The organism is Streptomyces sp. NPDC042100 (genome assembly GCF_055582325.1).
On record NZ_JBVJDK010000009.1, the window covers coordinates 173696 to 193890 of the forward strand.

Here is a 20195-nt window from a genome sequence, read left to right on the forward strand (position 1 = left end):
CACCGTTGTCGTCTCGTATGCCGGAACCATTGTGTCGGGGGTGTTGCCAGCCGCTATGGGGCCGGGCGGGGCGGCCGAGGGGGCGCGGGACCGGGCGGGCGGCGCCGTGGGGCGCCCGCCGCTTCCGATGATCACCCTCTGAGCAGTCTGTCTCACCATGCGATATCAGGTCGGCGTTTTCCGGTCCCTCGTTAGACTGAGCCGACCGCAGCGCGTGCTGCGGCGAGGACTGAGCGAGGAGCGCACGTGGGCCTTGTCGTGCAGAAGTACGGAGGCTCCTCCGTTGCCGATGCCGAGGGCATCAAGCGCGTCGCCAAGCGAATCGTGGAAGCCAAGAAGAACGGCCACCAGGTGGTCGTCGTGGTCTCCGCGATGGGCGACACGACGGACGAGTTGATCGATCTCGCCGGGCAGGTATCCCCGATGCCGGCCGGCCGTGAGTTCGACATGCTGCTGACCGCAGGAGAGCGGATCTCCATGGCCCTGCTGGCCATGGCGATCAAAAACCTGGGCCACGAGGCCCAGTCGTTCACGGGCAGCCAGGCCGGTGTCATCACCGACTCGGTCCACAACAAAGCTCGCATCATCGATGTCACGCCGGGCCGCATCCGCACCGCGCTGGACGAGGGCAACATCGCCATCGTCGCCGGCTTCCAGGGCGTGTCCGCCGACAAGAAGGACATCACCACCCTGGGCCGGGGCGGCTCGGACACGACCGCGGTCGCCCTGGCCGCCGCGCTCGACGCCGAGGTCTGCGAGATCTACACCGACGTCGACGGCGTCTTCACCGCCGACCCGCGCGTGGTGAAGAAGGCGCGGAAGATCGACTGGATCTCCTTCGAGGACATGCTGGAGCTCGCGGCCTCCGGCTCCAAGGTGCTGCTGCACCGCTGCGTCGAGTACGCGCGCCGCTACAACATCCCGATCCACGTCCGCTCGTCCTTCTCCGGACTGCAGGGCACCTGGGTCAGCAACGAACGACCCGTCGAGCAAGGAGCCGAGCAGGTGGAGCAGGCCATCATCTCCGGTGTCGCCCACGACACCTCCGAGGCGAAGATCACCGTCGTCGGCGTCCCGGACAAGCCGGGCGAGGCCGCCGCGATCTTCCGGGCCGTCGCGGACGCCGAGATCAACATCGACATGATCGTGCAGAACGTGTCCGCGGCCTCCACGGGCCTCACGGACATCTCCTTCACGCTCCCCAAGGCCGAGGGCCGCAAGGCCATCGACGCCCTGGAGAAGACGAAGCCCGTCATCGGCTTCGACTCGCTCCGCTACGACGACCAGATCGGCAAGATCTCCCTCGTCGGCGCCGGCATGAAGACCAACCCCGGGGTCACCGCGGACTTCTTCAAGGCGCTGTCCGACGCGGGCGTGAACATCGAGCTGATCTCCACCTCGGAGATCCGCATCTCGGTCGTCACCCGCGCCGACGACGTCAACGAGGCCGTGCGCGCCGTCCACACCGCCTTCGGCCTGGACAGCGACTCGGACGAGGCCGTCGTCTACGGCGGCACCGGCCGCTGACCACCGGACGTCTGCGGATGCGCGGAGAGGCGACGCTCGCCGTCGTGGGAGCGACCGGGGCGGTCGGCGCCGTGCTGCGCCGGATGCTCACGCACCGCGCGGACGTCTGGGGCGAGATACGGCTGCTCGCCTCCCCCCGCTCGGCCGGCCGCGCGCTGGCCGTGCGGGGGGAGGAGAGCGAGGTCCTCGCGCTGAGCGAGGAGGCGCTGGAAGGCGTCGACCTCGCCCTCTTCCTCGTACCCGACGAGATCGCCGCCCGCTGGGCGCCGATCGCCGCCGCCAAGGGCGCGGTCGTCGTGGACACCTCCGCCGCCTTCCGGGCCGACCCGGACGTGCCGCTGGTGGTCCCCGAGATCAACCCGCACGCCGCCCGGATCCGGCCGCGCGGCATCGTCGCCAGCCCCGGCTGCTCCACCCTGGCGCTGATCGCCGCCGTGGGCGCCCTGCACGCCGAGTTCGGCCTGGCCGAGCTGGTCGTCACCGTCCAGCAGGCGGCCAGCGGAGCCGGCCGGGCGGGCACCGCGGCGCTCCGCGAACAGCTCGCCCTGGTCACCGGCAGCGAACTGGGCGTCCAGCCCGGGGACGTGCGCCGGGCCGTCGGCGAGCGCACCGGACCCTTCCCCGGCCCCGTCGCGCTCAACGTGCTGCCCTGGTCCGGGAGCCCCGCGGCCGACGGCTGGTCCTCCGAGGAGCTCGCCGTCCGCGAGGAGACCCGCAAGGTCCTGGGCCTGCCGGGGCTGCCGGTGGCCGCCACCTGCGTCCGGGTCCCCGTCGTCGCCGGGCACGCCGTCTCGGTGCACGCCCGCTTCGAACGGCCCGTCACCGTCCCGCGCGCCCACGAGATCCTGGCCACCGCGCCCGGCGTGGTGCTGTACGACGATCCCGCCAGCGGCGACTTCCCCACCCCGGCGGACGTCGTGGGCACCGATCCGGCCTGGGCCGGCCGGGTGCGGCGCTCGCTCGACGACGAGCGGGCCCTGGAGCTCTTCGTCTGCGCGGACAACCTGCGCAAGGGAGCCGCCCTGAACGCCCTGCAGATCGCCGAGTCGATCATCGCCGACTGAGCGGCGGGTGTCCGGAAATCGGCACCGCGACTCCGCTCAACTTTGTACGATCTGTGAAGCCCTTGTGAGCAAATCGGCTTCGGACGCCTCTTGAACAGGTCAGATGTCCTGGATGACGATGCTGTTCCCTCCCCTCCGCAACCGGCGGTCGGGCAGGCGGCGTCTTCGCGTGCACCCATTCACTGAGTGGCCGTCCGGACAGCGCGAAGCACACCGCGGAAGCGGGGCATCGGGGGAGAACGGGTACGCATGAGGACGAACGACGCACCGTCAAAAACGGTGCCGTACGCGTACAACCCTGACGGGGGTCGGCGTGTCCAACAGGCGTGGCAGAGGTACTCGACATCGCTGCGGTCATCCCGCTGCGCGGCACCGCGGCGCGCCCGCTCCGGCGGCAGCGCCCGGCCGGCGGCATACCGGTGATCGCCCCGATGCCCATCAGAACCCGACCGACCGTGAACGGCATCCCGGCGCCCCGCGAGGGCGCCGACGACGCGATCGCCGCCGGCACCACCGTCGACCACCTCACCGAGACCTACCGCTCGCACTACCGCTCGCTGCTCGGGCTGGCCGCCCTGCTCCTCGACGACACCGCCTCCTGCGAGGACGTCGTGCAGGAGGCCTTCATCCGGGTCCACTCGGCCCGCGGCCGGGTGCGTGACCCCGAGAAGACCCTGGCCTACCTGCGCCAGACGGTCGTCAACCTCTCGCGCTCCGCGCTGCGCCGCCGCATCCTCGGGCTGAAGCTGCTCTCGAAGCCGATGCCCGACATGGCGAGCGCCGAGGAGGGCGCCTACGACCAGCTGGAGCGGGACGCGCTGATCAAGGCCATGCGCGGCCTCCAGCGGCGCCAGCGCGAGGTCCTGGTGCTGCGCTACTTCGCGGACATGACCGAGGCTCAGGTGGCCGAGACGCTCGGGATCTCCCTCGGCTCGGTGAAGGCGTACGGCTCGCGCGGCATCGCGGCGCTGCGCGTCGCGATGGAGGCGAACGCATGAGCGGCCCGTCAGGCGGCGGGACGCGCCCCGAGCACGACGACCGGAACGACCTGGGCAGACGCGCCATGCTGAACGAACCGCCGGAACCCTCCGCGGCCGCCGACGACGAGTCGGCGCTGCGGCTGCTGCTCCACGGCGCGGTGTCCGGGCTCGAACCCTCCGAGGGCACCCTGGAGCACCTGCGCCGGGCCGTGCCCGCGCGCCGGGCCCGCAGGCGCCAGGCCGTCGTCGGCATGGCCGCCGCCGTCGTCCTCGTCGGCACGGCCGTCCCGGCCCTCGTCCACGTGGCCTCCTCGGGCGGCATCAGCGCCGACAAGGCGGTGAACGCGGGCCACGGCCAGCAGGCCCAGGGCGGCACCGGCACCGAGACCGGCGTCGAGGGCGGGCAGCGCAGCCGCACCCCGGCCCCCGGCGCCGAGGCCGAGGCCGAGAGCGGCACCGGGGGAGCGGGCAAGCCCAGCGTTCCGGTGCCCGGCACCGGCGGCGTCGGCTCCGGCGGCGACGCCGGCACCCCGAGCAGCTCGCCGGTCCCCACCTCGCCGGTCTGCGAGGCCGGCCAGCTCAGCGTCAGCTCCGTGCAGGCGGGCGCCCCGGACGCCGAGGGCAAGGTCTACGGCAGGTTCCGCGTCTCCAACGTCTCCGGCAGCGACTGCGCGGTCGGCGGCCCGGGACGGATCGGCTTCCAGGCGCGCGGCGCGGCCGACCCGGCGAAGATCGCCGTCGTCCAGCACACCTTCGGCGACCCGGCGCGGGGCCTGCCCGACCCCGGGCAGGAGTCGCCGACGCTGGTGCTGCCCCCGTCCAACGCGTACGAGGTGCGCTTCGCCTGGGTGCCCAGCGAGACCTGTCCCACCACGGGCCCGGAGCCGACGCCCACCCCGACGGCGACGCCGGGAGGCGGCGGCGGGACCGGCCCCACCGGCGGCTCGGCCGGCACGGGCACGACGGGCAACCCGGCGAGCGCCCAGCTGGCGACCGACGGCGCCCCGGCCGAGGGCAGTGTCTCCGTGACGCACACGGCGGAGGCGGGCGGCCCGGCGGCCGAGACGGTCATCCCGCACGCGTGCGCGGGCACGATCTACCGCACCGGAGTCCTGGACGCCTCCTGAGGCGCCTGTGGCCCCTGACGCCACAGGCCCCGGGGCCCGGGGGCCGGCCGCCCTGGGAGGGCCGGCCGGCTACAGCCCGAGGGCGGCGTCCCGGGAGGCCTCGGCCTCCCGGCGGACCAGCCGGAACCACATGAAGAGCACGAAGCCGGCGAAGACGAACCACTCGGCCGTGTAGCCCAGGTTCTGGAACGCCTTCATGTCCAGGCTGGTCCCGGCCGCGGCCGAGGCCGGCACCGGGACGAGCCCGGCGGGCGAGTCCACGAGCGTGATCCAGGCGTCGTAGACGTCGTCCGTCACCACGTTGACCAGCGCGGCGGCACTGATCATGCCGAGCTGCCCGGCCGGCAGCCCGCCCGCCGTGTTCACGCCCTTGGTGCCCGGATTCTCCGAGGCCTGGAGCGCGCCGGAGACGGTGACCTCGCCGGACGGCGGGGCGGGGGCCGCGGTGCCCGTGGGCAGCCAGCCCCGGACCACCGGCAGCACCTTGCCGCCGTCCGTCTTCAGGAGGGTGAGGACGTACGCGCCGGAGCGCCCGTCCAGTGTCCGGTCGGGGACCAGGAACTGCTCCCCGTACCGCCCGCTGGCCTCGGCCACCCGGCCCGAGGTCTCCTTGTCGACGGGGAGCAGCGAGTCCAGCGGCTCGGTGCGCTGGGTCGCCGGGTCGGGCCGCCGCTCGGCCTCCCTGTGGGAGTCGACGCGGTCCTCGAACTTGCCGAGCTGCCAGGTCCCCATGAACACGCAGAACGGGATCGCCAGCAGGACGAAGACGTTGATCCCCCACCAGCGGGGCGTTCTCAGGAACCGGTACACACCCCCACCGTACGCAAGCGGCCTCAGTCCCCCTTCGCCCGGGTCCCCAGGTGCCGGGCCGCGAAGGCCAGGTCCAGGGCGACCTGCTTGATCCGCTCCTCGACGACCAGCGACCCGTGCCCCGCGTCGTACCGGTACACGTCGTGCACCGCGCCCCGGGCGGCGAGCCGGTCCACGTAGTTGTCGATCTGCCGGATCGGGCAGCGCGGGTCGTTGACCCCGGCCGTGATGTGCACCGGCGCCTTCACCGCGTCCACGTAGGTGAGCGGCGAGGAGGCGGCGAACCGCTCCGGCACCTCCTCGGGCGAGCCGCCGAGCAGCGTGCGGTCCAGCGCCTTCAGGGCCTCCATCTCGTCCTCGTACGCCGTCACGTAGTCGGCGACGGGCACGGCGGCGAGCCCCACCGCCCACGCCTCCGGCTGGGTGCCGAGGCCGAGCAGGGTCAGATAGCCGCCCCAGGAGCCGCCGGACAGCACCAGCCGCTCCGGGTCGGCCAGCCCGCTCGCCACCGCCCACTCCCGGACCGCGCCGATGTCCTCCAGCTCGATCAGCCCCACCCGGTGCTTGAGCGCGTCGGTCCACTCCCGGCCGTAGCCCGTCGAGCCCCGGTAGTTGACCCGGACCACCGCGTAGCCGTGGTCCACCCACGCGGCCGGGCCGGAGGCGAAGGCGTCGCTGTCGTGCCAGGTCGGGCCGCCGTGCACCTCGAAGACCGTCGGGAACGGGCCCTCGCCCTCCGCCGGGCGCTGCACGAGCGCGTGCACCCGCCCGCCGGGACCGTCCACCCACACGTCCTCGACCGGCACCGACGGCGGCGCCTTCGGGCCGGGCGGGTCGAGCACCACCGAGCCGTCCGTGGAGCGCACCACGGGCGGCCGGGCGGCCGAGGACCACAGATACTCCACCGAGCCGTCCGGGCGGGCCGTCGCGCTCGACACCGTGCCCGGCGGGGTCTCCACCCGGACCAGGGCGCCGGTGCCGATCTCGTACCGCCACAGCTCGCTGCGGGCCTCGAAGCCGTGCACCACGAGCAGCCCCGAGCCGTCCGGATACCACTCGGCCGACACGTCACCCGGCAGGTCGAGCCGCAGGTCGGTCTCGGTGCCCGTCGCCACGTCCCACAGCATCGGCTCCCAGCGCCCGCGCCGCTGGTGCCCCACGAGCAGCCGGGTGTCGCCGTCGACCGGGGCGAAGCCGAGGACGCTCAGCCCCAGCTCCTCCGTGCCCCCCTCGGTGTCGTCGAGCTCGGCCGCCACCGAGCCGTCCGCCGCCCGCAGGATCCGGATGGACGAGTGCATGGAGTCGCCGTGCTCGGTGTGCTCGACGGCGATCAGCGAACCGTCGTGCGAGAGGTCCCCGACGCCGGCCGACTCGCGGTGCCGGTAGATCTCCACCGGCTCCGGCGCGCCCGGCCGCAGCAGGTGGACGGTCGAGCCGTCCTCGTCGGTGGAGCGGCCCACCACGACCGTGCCGTCCCGGCCGATGGCGAGGCCCGCCGGATAGGAGGGCTCCAGGCCCGGCACGGCGGGCTCGTCCGCGCCCCCGTGGAAGGGCTGGCGCAGCCACACGCCGAACTCGTCGCCGTCGGTGTCCGCGAACCACCAGATCCACCGCCCGTCGGGCGAGAGCGTGCCGTCCGTCGTCCCGTTCGGCCGGTCGGTGACCTGCCGCTGCCCGCCGTCCGCCCGGTCCCAGGCGTACAGCTCGTACGTCCCCGTCGCGTTCGACACGAACAGCGAGCGGTCCGGCGCCTCCTCGGCCCACTCGGGCAGGGAGACCCGCGGCGCCCGGAACCGCCGCTCCCAGCCGGGGACGTCCTCGCTCGCGGTCCCGCCGGCCGTGCTCTCCGTCACCTTGGTCTCCTCGCTCTCGGTCATGCAGCCATGATGCTCCGGTCCGCCGACAATTCGTTCGCCGCGCCCTCAGCCTGTGGATAACCTCCGGGGCATGTACGCACCGACCCCAGACGACTGGTACGCGGCCAACCGCGCCATGTGGGACGAACGCGTCCCGATCCACATGGCCAGCGACTACTACGGACTCGACGACTTCCGCGCCGGGAAGGACGCCCTGCGCGACTTCGAGGTCGCCGAGGTCGGCGACGTCACCGGCCGCTCCCTGCTGCACCTCCAGTGCCACATCGGCCTGGACACCCTGTCCTGGGCCCGGCACGGCGCCTCCCGCGTCGTCGGCCTGGACTTCTCCGAGCCGGCCGTCGAGGCGGCTCGCTCGCTCGCCGCCGACCTGGGCCTCGGCCCGGACCGGGCCGCCTTCGTCGCCGCCGACACCTACGACGCCGCCGAGGCGGTGCCGGACTCCTCGTACGACATCGTCTACACCGGCGGCGGCGCGCTGTGCTGGATGCCCGACCTGGACCGCTGGGCCGAGACCGCCGCCGCGCTGGTCGCGCCGGGCGGCTTCCTGTACGTCGCCGAGTTCCACCCCATGGCGGACTCCTTCGACGACGAGACGGCGACCCGGCTCGTGCACGACTACTTCGTGCGCGAACCGTGGGTGGACTCCTCCTCCGGCACGTACGCGGAGCTCGAAGCCGCCACCACCCACAACCGCAGCGTGGAGTGGGTGCACCCGGTCGGCGAGGTCGTCACGGCCCTCGCGAAGGCGGGGCTGCGCATCGAGTTCCTGCACGAGCACGAGATGACGCTGTTCTCGCGCTTCCAGTCGCTCACCCGGCAGGACGACGGCTACTACCGCTTCGCCGCCGACCACCCCCGCATCCCGCTGATGTACTCGATCAAGGCGTCCAAGGGGCGGTAGGCGCGGTAGGCGCGGCGGGCGGCGTAGGCCCGGAGGGCGCCGTGGCTCCGGAGGGCGAAGCGGCCGGGGCCGCCACGGACGGCATCCGGATCACGGCGCGCCCGCCCGCCAGATCCACCGTGGAGCGGTGCGGCGGGGCGCCGTCCTCCTCGTCGTCCCGCATCACGAGGGCGCTCTGCCGCTCCTTGAGCTCGTTCTGCTTGCCCTGCGAGAAGGTGGCGTGCAGCTGCTCGAAACCGGTCGAGGAGATCTGCCCCGACCGCCGCCCGCGCCCGGTGGCGCGCAGGATCTGATCGCCGAACGCGATCGCGGTCAGCAGGATCACGAGCCCCGGCAGGGTCACGAACACGGCGAACTCCATACCGCCATTCTCACTCCGGCCCGCACGGCACGGAAGGGGCCCGGCGCCCCGGGCCCCTTCCGCCCCGTGCCGGCCGGATCCCGGCGCCCCGTCAGGCGAAACGGTCCTGCCGGAGCGGCGCCCGCAGATCCGGCCGCACATGATGCAGCCGCCGCCCGTCCGGCCCCAGCACCTGCGCCCCCGTCTTGTGCGTCCGCAGGCTCAGCGAGGTCCCGGTGATCCGCAGCGAGGGCGCCGCCCGCTCCATCGCCATGGTGATCTCGCGCAGCTCGCCGACCGAGCGCAGCCAGGCTCCGACGGCCAGGTTGTGCCCGCCGGTCACCGAGGTCACCAGCCGGGTCTGCCGCAGCCGGGCCGTGGCCGCCGCCGCGGCGGCCATCGCGAGCGCCGGGACGTCCGCCCGGATCAGCGCCCACACCGGCCGCCCCGAGAAGCGCGGCGCCGGCACGCAGTGGTGGATCAGCGCGTCACCGCCGGCCAGCGCGTCCAGCCGGCGCCGTACGGTCGACTCGCTCGCCCCGCAGGTCCGCGCCAGCTCCGCCGCGCTGCGCCGGCAGTCCCCGGCCAGCTCCAGGACCAGGGCCTCGTCCAGTTCGCCGAGCTCCCGCCCCCGCCGCCGGGGCGCCGCCGGGCCGACGGCCTGCGCGGGCACCGGGACGGCGCCCGTCAGCTGCCGGACCTGGCGCGGCGTCAACTGGTCGAGCTGCCACAGGTTCCGCGCGCTGTGCACCCCGGTCACCACCTGGGTCCGCGAGCGCGTCACCCCCGGCAGCCGCCGCACCCGCAGCGACAGATAGGCGTCGAGCGCCGCCAGATCCGGGCAGAGCACGAGCAGCACCAGATCGGTGTCCCCGGTCACCTCGTGCACGCCCAGGGTGTACGGGTCGCGGGTCAGCTCGACCGCGGTCTCCTCCGAGCGCCCGGCGGCGCAGTCCACCTCCACCCACGCGTACAGCGGCGCCTCGGGACCCTGCCGCCGGACGAGGAAACCGGCCCAGGCGTAGCCGCCCGCCGTCAGCAGCTCCCAGCGCCGCGCCAGGGTGTCGGGACCGGCGCCGAGCACGGCCGAGAGCTGGGTCCAACTGGCGCGCGGGACCAGTTGCAACGCGTGGATCAGCGCCAGATCCGCCTCGCCCAGGACGGATTCACCGGTTGGCATGTGCCTCCTTGGTGGATTCACGGCAATGGCTTGGCCGGTTTGCTCCTGGCCTCCAGGATTTCGTCCCGGGGCATATGCATTCAAGCCGCAGCCACGGCTCCCCGTCATGAAGACAGTCATGAAGACAGATATGAAGACAGGCGAGAAGGCAGGTGCGAAGACAGTCATGAAGACAGGCGCGAAGACAGCGGACACGGCAACGGGGCGGTAAGGGGCAGATGGCGGAAACGGGGCGGACGTTGAGGGGCCGGGAGCACGAACTGGCGGCCCTGCGGAGTGGTGTGCGCGACGGCGTGCGCCTGCTGACCCTGACCGGGCCACCGGGCCCCCTCAAGACCCGGCTGCTGCGCGAGGCGCTGCGCCGCGAGGGCGCCGAGGCCCTGTGGGAGCCGGCCGGCCTGCTGACCCGGGAGAACCTCCCCGCCCTGGCCCGCCTGCTGCGCCGCAGGCTCGCCGCGCGGGGAGCGCCCCGGGTCCTCGTCCTGGACGGCTGGGAGCGCCTGGGGCGCGCGGGCGCGGCCGTGGTGGCGGGCCTGCTGCGGGAGTCCCCCGCCTGCTCCCCCGGACTCACGGTCCTGGTCACGTCGCCGCGCGCGCTGGGGCTGCCCGACGAGACGGTCGTGCCCGTGCCCCCGGGCCCGGCCCGCCCGGGAACGAAGGCGGGGACGGGGACGAAGGCGGGGACGGGGACCGCGTACGCGTACGGGGTCCCCGTCGCGGAGGGCGGGCCGGACGGTGGCACGGGAGGCGCGCCGGGACACGCGGCGGAGGGCCCCGCCGCCACGGCACCGTCGGCCCTGGCGGCCGCCGAACGCGGCTACGAGCGCTGCGAGGCGCCGGAACGCCTCCTCTGGGAGCGGCTCTCCGTCTTCGAGGGCTCCTTCGGCCGTGAGGCCGTCCGCGAGGTGTGCGCCGCCGGGACGCTCCCCGCCGACGCCGCCCGGGACGCCCGGGACGCCCTGGACGCCTTGGACGTCCTCGACGTCTTGGACCGGCTCGCCCCGCTCGCCCTGCTCCCCGTGGACGACGGCGACCCGGGCGAGGACCGCTACTGGATGCCGCCGCCGATGCGCGCGGTGGGCGCCCGGCGGCTCAGCGAGCGCGGCGACCGCTGGGCCGTCGTGCGGGAGCACCGCCGCTGGTGCCTCAGGCTGGCGCGGCGGGCGGCCGACTGGTGGCAGAGCGGCCGGCAGCTCGACGCCCGCGCGCTCGCCCTGCTCGAACTCCCCGACCTGGCCGCCGCCATGGACCCGACGACGGCGCCGCTCGCCCCGGCCGCCGAGGCGGAGACGGCGGTGGACATCGCGGTCGCCCTGTGGTTCCTGTGGCTGGCCTGCGGCCGGGTCACCGAGGGCCGCTCCCGGCTGCGGCACGCGCTGTCCCTCCACCCGGGCCCGGTGCCCGCCCGCGCGCTGTGGCTCGCCGCCTATCTGGAGCTGGAGTCGGGGCGCCCGGAGGACGCCGATCCGCTGCTGGTGCGGTCGTGGGCGGCGGCCGTGCGGGAGGGCGACGGCACGTGCCTGGTGCTGCTGGCGCATCTGCGCGGGGCCACCGCCCTGTACCAGGGGCGGGGGGAGGCGGCGGCGGCCGAGTTCCGCGACGCCCTGGAGACGCTCGCCGAGTACCCGGACCTCGGCCCGACCCGGCAGCTGTGCTGGACGGCGCTGTCCCTGGCGCTGGTCCGGGTGGACCCGGAGGCGGCTCAGGAGGCCCTGGACCGGGCCGCCGTACACAGCTGGGGCGGGCGGGACCTGTGGGCCGACGCCTGGGCGCAGTACGCCCGCGCGGAGCTGCACTCCTGGGACGGGGAGCCGGGCCGGGCCGCCGAGCTCGCGAGCCGGGCCCTGCGGGAGCACCTGCGGCTCGGCGACGCCTCCGGAGCGGCCTGCGCGGCGGAGCTGCTGGCCCAGACGCGGATCCTGCGCGGCCGGCCCACCACGGCGGCGCATCTGCTGGGCGCGGTGGACCTGCTGCGCTCCACGGCCTTCGAGGACGGCTACCGCCCCGCGCGCTTCTGCGCGGCGTCCCGGGAGCGCAGCGAGTCGGCCCTGCGCGACCACCTGACGGACGGCGAGCTGCGCCGGGCGTACGAGGAGGGCGCGCGGCGCGGGCTGCGCGAGCTGGCGGCGGAGCCTTGAGGGGCGGGGCGGGCGTCGTGAACGGCGGTGATGTCACCGCGGCTGTCTACGATGAGCGACATGTTCGCCTACGTCGTGTCCGCCGTGTTCCTGCTGCTCTTCGGGGCGGGGGTGCTGCGCGACCGGCGCCGCTTCAGCAACGCGGTGTATCTGGGCCTGTCCGTCACCTTCTTCGGCCTGGGCCTGTTGGCGAGGCTTGAGGACGCCCCGCCGGGGGTCGCCGAGACGGTGACGGTCCTGCTGCTGCTCGTGCTGGCGCTCGGCCCGCTGGTGCTGGCGGGGCTGCTGTGCGCGAACGGGGTGAAGATGGTCCGCAAGGAGGGCCGCCGCCCGGCGAACCTGCTGTCGCTCCTCGCGGGCCTGAGCATCTTCGGCGTGATCGCCCTGATGGCGACGGCCGTGGTCACCCACTCGCGGTCGCTGGGCATCATCGCGGGCACGCTCCTGATGGTCCTGGGGTACGTGTCGTTCCTCTTCCTCTGCTTCATCGGCTACGCCTTCCTGTACGGCAGGATGCGCATCCGCCGGGACGCCGACTACGTGGTGGTGCTCGGCTCGGGCCTGATCGGCGGCCGGCGGGTGCCCCCGCTGCTGGCGAGCCGCCTCGACCGGGGCCGCCAGGTGTACGAGGCGCTCGCCGCGCGGCGCGAGGTGGAGCGGCCGCCGGTGCTGATCACCTCCGGCGGCCAGGGCCCGGACGAGGAGCTTCCGGAGTCGCACGCGATGGCGGACTACCTGGTGGAGCGGGGCTTCCCGGTGGACCGGGTGGTGCGCGAGGACCGCTCGCGCACGACCGAGGAGAACATGCTGTTCAGCAAGGCGCTGATGGAGGCGGACCGGCCGGGCGCGGAGTGCGTGATCGTCACCAACAACTTCCACGCCTTCCGGGCCGCGCTGATGGCCCGCAAGGCGGGGGTGAACGGGCAGGTGGTGGGCTCGCCGACGGCCGCGTACTTCTGGCCGAGCGCGACGATCCGCGAGTTCGCGGCGGTGTTCCTCCAGTACCGGGCGGTGAACCTGGGGGTCTGCGCGGCGCTGGTCCTCCTCGGCTGCCTGGCCTGGTTCGCCAGCTGACGCGCTCCGCGCGGGCCCGCCCTACGCTGGAACGGAGGGGCGGCCAGGTGTCCGGCGGCGGGGGCGACGGAGGCGACGTCATGAGAGCACGGCACCACTTCCACATCGACTACCGGGGCCACTCGGTCAGCGCCACCGTCCAGACCGGCCACACCCCGGTGGTCGAGGTCCTGGTCGACGGCAAGGAGACGGGCCGTGCCACGTCCCGGGACGACCGCCCGGTGGCGGTCGAGATCGAGCTGCCGACCGACCCGCCGACCCCCGTCACGGTCCGTGCGACCCCGGGCCCGGGCGTGCCACGCTGCCTGCTACTGGCCCCGGAACACCCGGAGGGCCACGTAATGCCCCCAAGAACGTACTAAACCAACCAACCAGCCAAACCACCCACCCACCAACTAACTAACTAACTAACCCAGGCCATCCCGATCAACAGGAAGACGACGAAGGCGATGGCCCCGGCGACGGCGGCGGTTCTACGGGGACGGCGCCGGGAGATCGCGGCGAGCGGGTTCCCGGCCGGCGGCTGCGCCCGGCGGGCGCGCGGCGATGCCACGGGGGCGGGCGGGGCGGCCGGCGCCGGGGCGGGCACGGGGCTCGGCGGGGGCAGCGGCAGCGGCTGGTCCCGCCAGGACCCGGCGGAGAACCACTCGGCGATGGCCTGCGCCGGAGGCCGCTCCTCCGGCCGCTTGGCCAGCATCGACAGCAGGAAGGACTCGAAGGCGGCCGGCATGGCGACGCCGACCTGGCGCGGCGGCGCGGGCGGCGTGTCGATGTGCTGGTACAGCAGGGCGGTGGCGGTGTCGCCGCGGAACGGCGGCTGGCCGGTGAGCAGTTGGTAGAGCACGCAGCCCAGCGAGTACACGTCGGAGGCGGGCGAGGCGGGCTGCCCCAGGGCGCGCTCGGGCGCGAGGTAGAGCCCGGTACCGACGATCTGCCCGGTGGTGGTGAGCGCGGCGGAGGGATCGTTCACGAACCGCGCGATGCCGAAGTCGGCCAGCTTCACCGTCCCGTCCGCGTCCCGCAGCAGGTTCCCCGGCTTGATGTCCCGGTGCACCACCCCCTGCCGGTGCGCGGCGGCGAGCCCGGCGGCGGTGTGCGCGGCGACGGTGGCGACCTGCTCGGGCGCCAGCACGGGCCCGGCGAGGCTGTCCCCGTGGACCAGCTCCATCACCAGGTAGAGCTTCCCGTCCCAGGTCCCGAAGTCGAAGACCCCGACGACGTGCGGATGGCTGAGCCGCGCGGCGGTCTGCGCCTCCATCCGGAACCGGTCGGCGGCCGAGGGATCATGCTCGTGCCCGAGCATCAGCTTGACGGCGACATCCCGCCCGAGCACCTCGTCGGTGGCCTGCCACACCTCACCCATGCCGCCACGCCCGACACACATATGGAGCCGATATCGGTCCGCGACCAGCACTCTGAGACCCACCCTTCTTCTGGACGCCCCATCGTAGAGCGACCACCTGAAGCCCCATCAGCGCGGGGAACCCGCCCACGGGCGCCGGGCCGGGGAAACGGCAAAAGCCGGAGGGCCCTCACCGAATCGGTAAGGGCCCTCCGGCCTACTGCTTAGCTGTCGGGGTGGCGGGATTTGAACCCACGACCTCTTCGTCCCGAACGAAGCGCGCTGCCAAGCTGCGCTACACCCCGATGTCGCTGCTCTGTTCTTCACGTCGCGGCGACATCGATTACTTTAGCCCACCCGCGCCCAGAGACGAAATCCGTTCCCCCCGGCCCCGCCGCCACGGCCGGAGGCGGTCGGCGAGGACCAGGGCGAGGCCCAGGGCGTAGAAGGCCAGGCCCAGGACCAGGGCGTTGGTCAGGACGCCGGCGTAGCCGTGGGCGGGGACGTCCAGGAAGGGGTACGGGTAGCGGGTCGGGGTGTCGGGGGAGATCAGGGCGCCGCGGGTCAGGGCGAAGGCCAGGTAGGCGCCGGGCGCGGCGAGCCACTGGGCCGCGTGGCGGGGGCGCAGGGCGCCGGGGCGGGTCAGCAGCAGCCAGTCGAGGAGCACCCCGATCGGGGTGACCGTGTGGAGGAGCTGGTTGGCGACGGCCCGCGCGCCGGTCAGCCGGGCGATCGCGGCGGACTCGTCGAAGCCGCTCGCCGGGTTGTCCAGGACCAGGTGGAAGACGAGCCCGACGACGGCGACGCACAGCAGTACCCCGCCGGTCCACAGCGCGGGCAGCGGCGGGCGCCGGGTCCAGGCGCGGGCGGCGCCCCAGCCCAGGACCACGGCGACGGCGGTGTTCGTCCAGACGGTGAAGAAGCTGAAGACGACGAGGGGATTCCCCTCGACGCACTCGATCGCGATCCCGGTGACCGCGGCCAGGGCGATCAGGCCGCGGAACGCGGCGGTGACGGCGGCGGGGCGCATACGGGACCCGGTCCCCGGCTCAGCCGCGGGACGTCAGCGTCAGCAGGGTCGCCTCCGGCGGGCAGGCGAAGCGGACCGGGGTGAAGCGGTTGGTGCCGCAGCCCGCCGAGACGTGCAGGTAGGACGTGTGGCCGCCCGCCGTGTGGGTGGAGAGGCCCTTCACCCGGTCGGTGTCCAGGTCGCAGTTGGTGACCAGGGCCCCGTAGAAGGGGATGCACAGCTGCCCGCCGTGGGTGTGCCCGGCCAGCAGCAGCTCGTACCCGTCCGCCGTGAACGCGTCCAGCGACCTGAGGTACGGCGCGTGCACCACGCCCACCGAGAAGTCGGCGTCCCGCTCGGGCCCGCCCGCCACCCGCTCGTACCGGTCCCGCTTGATGTGCGGGTCGTCGACGCCGGTGAAGGCGAGGTCCAGGCCCGGCAGCTTCAGCCGCCCGCGCGTGTTGGTGAGGTTCACCCAGCCCGCCGCGTCGAAGGCGTCCCGCAGGTCCTCCCAGGGGTTGTGGACGGCGCCCACCACCGGCGGGTTGCCGTTGAGCCCGTGCCGGCCCTGGATCTTCTCCTTCAGGTAGAGCGCGGGGTTGCGCAGCCGAGGCCCGTAGTAGTCGTTGGAGCCGAAGACGTACACGCCCGGGAACTCCATCAGCGGCCCGAGCGCGTCCAGCACCTCGGGTACGGCGTTCGGGTCGGAGAGGTTGTCGCCGGTGTTCACGACGAAGTCCGGACGCAGCCCCGCCAGCTTCTGCAGCCAGCCGCGCTTCTTGTCCTGGCCGCTCACCATGTGGATGTCGGAGACCTGGAGAACCCGCAGGTCACGCATGCCCGGGGGCAGCACCGGGACGGTCACCCGGCGGAGCCGGAAGGAGCGGGCTTCGAAGCCCGCCGCGTAGACGATGCCGGCCGCGGCCGTCGCCGTCAGGCCTGCCGTGATCTTCAGGGGGATCCCGTACCGTGCGCGCATCCCCTTATCGTCGCAGACCCGATGGGCGGAAATGCGCGGGCGGTCCATGCTCGGCACCTGAGACACTTGGTCCCATGACCACGCTGAAGGCCAAGCTCCACGACGACCTCATCGCCGCGATCAAGGGACGCGACGAGCTGCGCTCCTCGACGCTGCGGATGACCCTCGCCGCGATCAACAAGGAGGAGGTCGCGGGCAAGACCAAGCGCGAGCTCTCCGAGGACGAGGTGCAGAAGGTGATCGCCAAGGAGGCGAAGAAGCGCCGCGAGGCCGCCGATGCCTTCACCCAGGGCGGTCGCGCCGAGTCCGCCGCGCGCGAGGTGGCCGAGGGCGAGATCCTCGACGCCTACCTGCCCAAGCAGCTGTCCGACGCCGAGCTGGAGGCCGTCGTGGCCGCCGCCGTCGAGGAGGCCAGGGCCGGCGGTGCCGAGGGGCCGCGGGCCATGGGCGCCGTCATGAAGATCGTCAACCCCAAGGTCGCCGGACTGGCCGAGGGCGGCCGGGTCGCGGCCACGGTGAAGAAGCTCCTCGCGGGCTGATCCGCGGACGCGGAACGAGAAGAGGGGCGCTTCCCGGATCTCCCGGGAAGCGCCCCTCTCTATGTGCCGTGTGCTGTGCCGTGCGCCGCGCCGTGTCCGTGGACAGCGGCGCTATCCATCAGCCGCGCCCGCCACCGCCACCGCCACCGCCGCCACCGCGCCCGTTCCCGCCGCCGATCAGGCCGTCGGGAAGCGTGATGCCGCCGGGAAGGTCGGTGCCGCCGGGGCGCTGGCCGCCCGGCTTGTTGTCGTCGCCGGGGCGCTGCTTGCCCTTGTCCTTCTCCTTGTCCTCGCCCGTGGAGCCGCGAGGCACGTTGATCGGGATGAAGCCCGGCGTCTGGGAGGCGTCGAGCGCCCCGGTCATCGCGATCTTCCAGATCGGGCCGGGGAGGCAGCCGCCGCAGACCTTGTCGTAGTACTGGCCGCCGATGGTGATGTCGTACATCGAGGTCTTCTCGCCGACGTCGTCACCGACCCACACCGCCGTGGACAGGTTCGGCGTGTAGCCGACGAACCAGGCGTCCTTGCGGTCGTTGGTCGTACCCGTCTTGCCCGCGTTGTCGCGGTCGCTCAGACCGGCCCGGGTGCCCGTGCCGTCCTCGACGACGCCCTTGAGCATCTGGTTGATGCTGTCGGCGGTCTTCTCGGTCATCGCCCGCGAGCACTCGGTCTGCGGGACCTTCACCTTCTGCCCGTTGGCCGTGGTGATCGACTCGATGGCGACGGGCGTGCAGTACGTGCCGCGGTTGGCGAAGGTCGCGTACACCGCCGCCATGTCGAGCGGGGTGGCCTCCTGGCCGCCGAGGGTGATCGAGGGGAGCTCCTTCAGGCTCTTGCCGAGCTCCTTCTCGTACCCCATCTTCTTCGCCATCTGGACCGTCTCGCAGAGGCCGGTCATCTGCTCCAGCTGCGCGAAGTACGTGTTGATGGACTTGCCGAGCGCGCTGGTCATGTCCCAGCTGCCGGCCTCGGACTGCAGCTCGTTCTGCAGGTCCCAGCTGCCGCCGCCGGACGGGCCGCCCTTGCAGGTGGTGTACGAGTTCATCGGCACCGAGATCTTCCACGGCGTCGAGAACGACTGGGCCGGGCTCAGCCCCTTCTCCAGCGCCGCGGCGGCCGTGATCGGCTTGAAGGTCGAGCCGACCTGGAAGCCGAACGTGGTGCCGCCCATCTTCTTGCCGACGGCGAGGTTCAGCGTCGTCTGGTGCAGCTTCTGGTCGAGGCCGTACGGGCGCGACTGCCCCATCGAGAGGATCTTGCCGCTGTTCGGCTGGACCTGGACCACCGAGGCGGCGACCTTGTCGTCCTTGTCGATCTTGGCGACGGCGGCCTCGTTCGCGGCGGCCTGGGCGCGCGGGTCGAGCGTGGTGCGGATGGTCAGGCCACCCAGGTTCCACAGCTTCTGGCGCTCCTCGGCCGTCTTGCCGAAGACCGGGTCGTTGAGGATCGTCTTGCGGACGTAGTCGCAGAAGAAGCCGGCGCCGTCGACGGCGGTGATGCAGCCGTTCTTCGGCGTCTTCACCTTCAGCTTGATCGGCGTGGCCTTCGCCTTGTCGGCCTCCGCCTGGCTGACGTCCTTCACGTCGGCCATCCGCTGGAGGACGATGTTGCGCCGCTTGGTCGCCTCCTGGATGTCGTTGACCGGGTCGTAGCGGCTCGGCGACTGCACGAGGCCGGCCATCATCGCGGACTCGGCGAGGGTCAGGTCGGCGGCCGGCTTGGAGAAGTAGCGCTGCGAGGCGGCCTCGATGCCGTACGCCTGCTGCCCGAAGAACGTGATGTTGAGGTAGTTCTCCAGGATCTTCTTCTTGCCGAGCTCCTCCTCGACCTGGATCGCGAACTTCAGCTCGCGTACCTTGCGGCCCATGGTCTGCTGGGTGGCCTGCGCGACCTTCTCGGGGTCGTCGCCCGCCTCCTCGACGAAGACGTTCTTCACGTACTGCTGGGTCAGCGTGGAGGCGCCCTGCGCCACCCCGCCGGACTGCGCGTTGCGGTTGATCGCGCGCAGCACGCCCTTGAGGTCGATCGCGCCGTGTTCGTAGAAGCGCGAGTCCTCGATCGCGACGATCGCCTTCTGCATGTACGGCGAGATCTTCTCGATCGGTACGACCTTGCGGTCCCGCGAGTACACGGTGGCGATGTGGCCGCCCTGGGAGTCCAGGATCTGAGTACGCTGACTCAGCGGCGGCGTCTTCAGATTGGACGGGATCTCGTCGAACCCCTCGACCGTGCCCTTGGCGGCCAGTCCGAGTGCTCCGGCCGCGGGCAGGGCGATGCCTGCCAGCACGGCTCCGGAGAGCACGCTGACCCCGAGGAACTTGGCGGCCTGCTGGGTCCCGGTCAGACCTCCGCCCGAGCGCTTCTTTGCCATAGAGGGCAGCCTAATCCGAAGTGATGAGCGTTCCGTAGGAGCAGGGGCCTCTCGGAGCGTTCGCGTACCAGACCGTGACATCCGGAGGGGTCCTCAGGCGTTTCGGTCACGCGCGCTCCGGTCCGGCCGGACCAGAATGGGCGGTACACGGTGGTGTGCGGCGGCGTACGGCTGCACACATCCGCGCACGGCGATGTGCGTGCGGACGTCCGTCGGTGTTCGCCGGTGTTCGTCGGCGTTCGCATTCGCCGGACACACGGATATGCCTTGGCCTAAGCTGCTCACAACTGTCACAGCAGCGCGGTCTCGCATCAAGACCCGTGCGTGACGTCGGCGTGAATTTCCGTGTACCCGAAGCACGGGAATTTCATGCCTGAATTCGGCCCATGCCCGATAAGGGTGGTATGTCCTCGGATCACTCCCCTGGGTGATCTGACGCGCACGCATAGTCCGTTCGGACCATTCAAGATTGGGCCCGAAGGGGGTGTTGCGCTGTCCCCGCCTTCCGTAACGTCCCAACTGGCAGCGGTGAATATGCCGCTACCGCCGTGGGGGAGCCTCGATTCGGGAGAGGACGGCGCCGGTATGGGCTGGGTAGCTGACTGGAGTGCGCAGGCGGCCTGCCGCACTACCGATCCGGATGAACTTTTCGTACAGGGTGCGGCGCAGAACAGGGCGAAGGCGGTGTGCACCGGATGCCCGGTGCGGACCGAATGCCTCGCCGACGCCCTCGACAACCGCGTGGAATTCGGCGTCTGGGGCGGCATGACGGAGCGCGAGCGCCGCGCCCTGCTGCGCCGCCGGCCGACCGTCACCTCGTGGCGCCGGCTGCTGGAGACCGCGCGCACGGAGTACGAGCGCGGAGCGGGCCTGCTGCCCGTGGCGATGGACGACGACGCGACGTACGAGACCTTCGCGGCGGCGGGCTAGTCCCGCC

Annotated in this window: 17 protein-coding genes, 1 tRNA gene and 1 pseudogene; 10 read left to right on the forward strand and 9 right to left on the reverse strand. The window is 72.9% G+C overall.

Going from position 1 to position 20195, the window contains the following annotated elements:
* Positions 1–246: 246 nt before the first annotated feature.
* The 4 genes from ACZ6J5_RS21690 (at position 247) to ACZ6J5_RS21705 (ending at position 4698) form a co-directional block, all read left to right on the forward strand.
* Positions 247–1527, forward strand: coding sequence for an aspartate kinase (locus ACZ6J5_RS21690; RefSeq protein WP_469393866.1), 1281 nt, complete (start codon positions 247–249; stop codon positions 1525–1527).
* A gap of 17 nt (positions 1528–1544) precedes the next feature.
* On the forward strand, positions 1545–2591 hold the full coding sequence (locus tag ACZ6J5_RS21695) for an aspartate-semialdehyde dehydrogenase (RefSeq protein ID WP_469393868.1): 1047 nt from the start codon (positions 1545–1547) through the stop codon (positions 2589–2591).
* A gap of 413 nt (positions 2592–3004) precedes the next feature.
* A complete protein-coding gene (locus ACZ6J5_RS21700) occupies positions 3005–3589 on the forward strand; it encodes a SigE family RNA polymerase sigma factor (RefSeq protein ID WP_469394195.1) in 585 nt (194 codons plus the stop codon).
* Positions 3586–4698, forward strand: a complete 1113-nt coding sequence (locus ACZ6J5_RS21705) for a hypothetical protein (protein ID WP_469393870.1) — start codon at positions 3586–3588, stop codon at positions 4696–4698. The genes ACZ6J5_RS21700 and ACZ6J5_RS21705 overlap by 4 nt, the downstream gene beginning before the upstream one ends.
* 69 nt (positions 4699–4767) lie before the next feature.
* Here the strand turns inward: ACZ6J5_RS21705 and ACZ6J5_RS21710 are convergent, their stop codons facing one another.
* Together ACZ6J5_RS21710 and ACZ6J5_RS21715 are read right to left on the reverse strand one after the other, a co-directional pair.
* On the reverse strand, positions 4768–5508 hold the full coding sequence (locus ACZ6J5_RS21710) for an SURF1 family protein (RefSeq protein ID WP_469393872.1): 741 nt from the start codon (positions 5506–5508) through the stop codon (positions 4768–4770).
* Positions 5509–5531: 23 nt separating this feature from the next.
* Positions 5532–7385 (reverse strand): S9 family peptidase, encoded by a 1854-nt coding sequence (locus ACZ6J5_RS21715; RefSeq protein WP_469393874.1) that lies wholly within the window; start codon positions 7383–7385, stop codon positions 5532–5534.
* A gap of 70 nt (positions 7386–7455) precedes the next feature.
* Here ACZ6J5_RS21715 and ACZ6J5_RS21720 point away from each other — a divergent pair, with 70 nt between their 5' ends.
* Positions 7456–8286 (forward strand): class I SAM-dependent methyltransferase, encoded by an 831-nt coding sequence (locus ACZ6J5_RS21720; RefSeq protein ID WP_469393876.1) that lies wholly within the window; start codon positions 7456–7458, stop codon positions 8284–8286.
* Between the two features lie 79 nt (positions 8287–8365).
* Here the strand turns inward: ACZ6J5_RS21720 and ACZ6J5_RS21725 are convergent.
* Positions 8366–8647, reverse strand: a pseudogene (locus ACZ6J5_RS21725) (DUF6191 domain-containing protein); the annotation flags it as partial.
* A 91-nt stretch (positions 8648–8738) separates the two neighbouring features.
* Positions 8739–9806 (reverse strand): Lrp/AsnC family transcriptional regulator, encoded by a 1068-nt coding sequence (locus tag ACZ6J5_RS21730; RefSeq protein ID WP_469393877.1) that lies wholly within the window; start codon positions 9804–9806, stop codon positions 8739–8741.
* A 218-nt stretch (positions 9807–10024) separates the two neighbouring features.
* Here ACZ6J5_RS21730 and ACZ6J5_RS21735 point away from each other — a divergent pair, with 218 nt between their 5' ends.
* The 3 genes from ACZ6J5_RS21735 (at position 10025) to ACZ6J5_RS21745 (ending at position 13380) form a co-directional block, all read left to right on the forward strand.
* Positions 10025–11944: a hypothetical protein gene (locus ACZ6J5_RS21735; RefSeq protein ID WP_469393879.1), complete on the forward strand. Its 1920-nt coding sequence runs from the start codon at positions 10025–10027 to the stop codon at positions 11942–11944.
* Between the two features lie 60 nt (positions 11945–12004).
* Positions 12005–13018 carry a YdcF family protein gene (locus tag ACZ6J5_RS21740; protein WP_469393881.1) on the forward strand — a complete coding sequence of 338 codons (1014 nt, stop codon included), beginning with the start codon at positions 12005–12007 and terminating at the stop codon, positions 13016–13018.
* A gap of 80 nt (positions 13019–13098) precedes the next feature.
* Positions 13099–13380, forward strand: coding sequence for a hypothetical protein (locus tag ACZ6J5_RS21745; RefSeq protein WP_469393883.1), 282 nt, complete (start codon positions 13099–13101; stop codon positions 13378–13380).
* Positions 13381–13421: 41 nt separating this feature from the next.
* Here ACZ6J5_RS21745 and ACZ6J5_RS21750 read toward each other — a convergent pair whose 3' ends face one another.
* The 4 genes from ACZ6J5_RS21750 to ACZ6J5_RS21765 all read right to left on the reverse strand — a co-directional run bounded on the left by ACZ6J5_RS21750 (position 13422) and on the right by ACZ6J5_RS21765 (position 16348).
* On the reverse strand, positions 13422–14432 hold the full coding sequence (locus ACZ6J5_RS21750) for a serine/threonine-protein kinase (RefSeq protein WP_469394197.1): 1011 nt from the start codon (positions 14430–14432) through the stop codon (positions 13422–13424).
* A 159-nt stretch (positions 14433–14591) separates the two neighbouring features.
* Positions 14592–14665: transfer RNA gene (locus ACZ6J5_RS21755), tRNA-Pro, on the reverse strand.
* A gap of 38 nt (positions 14666–14703) precedes the next feature.
* Positions 14704–15390 (reverse strand): Pr6Pr family membrane protein, encoded by a 687-nt coding sequence (locus ACZ6J5_RS21760; RefSeq protein WP_469393885.1) that lies wholly within the window; start codon positions 15388–15390, stop codon positions 14704–14706.
* 19 nt (positions 15391–15409) lie between these two features.
* The gene (locus ACZ6J5_RS21765) at positions 15410–16348 is read right to left on the reverse strand and encodes a metallophosphoesterase (protein WP_469393887.1); all 939 of its coding nucleotides are present in this window, start codon (positions 16346–16348) and stop codon (positions 15410–15412) included.
* 74 nt (positions 16349–16422) lie between these two features.
* On the opposite strand from ACZ6J5_RS21765, the gene ACZ6J5_RS21770 reads away from it, so the two are divergent.
* Positions 16423–16887 (forward strand): GatB/YqeY domain-containing protein, encoded by a 465-nt coding sequence (locus tag ACZ6J5_RS21770; protein ID WP_469393889.1) that lies wholly within the window; start codon positions 16423–16425, stop codon positions 16885–16887.
* Positions 16888–17005: 118 nt separating this feature from the next.
* On the opposite strand, the gene ACZ6J5_RS21775 is transcribed toward ACZ6J5_RS21770, so the two are convergent.
* On the reverse strand, positions 17006–19258 hold the full coding sequence (locus ACZ6J5_RS21775; RefSeq protein WP_469393891.1) for a transglycosylase domain-containing protein: 2253 nt from the start codon (positions 19256–19258) through the stop codon (positions 17006–17008).
* A 585-nt stretch (positions 19259–19843) separates the two neighbouring features.
* Here ACZ6J5_RS21775 and ACZ6J5_RS21780 point away from each other — a divergent pair.
* Positions 19844–20188 (forward strand): WhiB family transcriptional regulator, encoded by a 345-nt coding sequence (locus ACZ6J5_RS21780; protein ID WP_362469570.1) that lies wholly within the window; start codon positions 19844–19846, stop codon positions 20186–20188.
* The last annotated feature ends 7 nt before the right edge of the window (positions 20189–20195 follow it).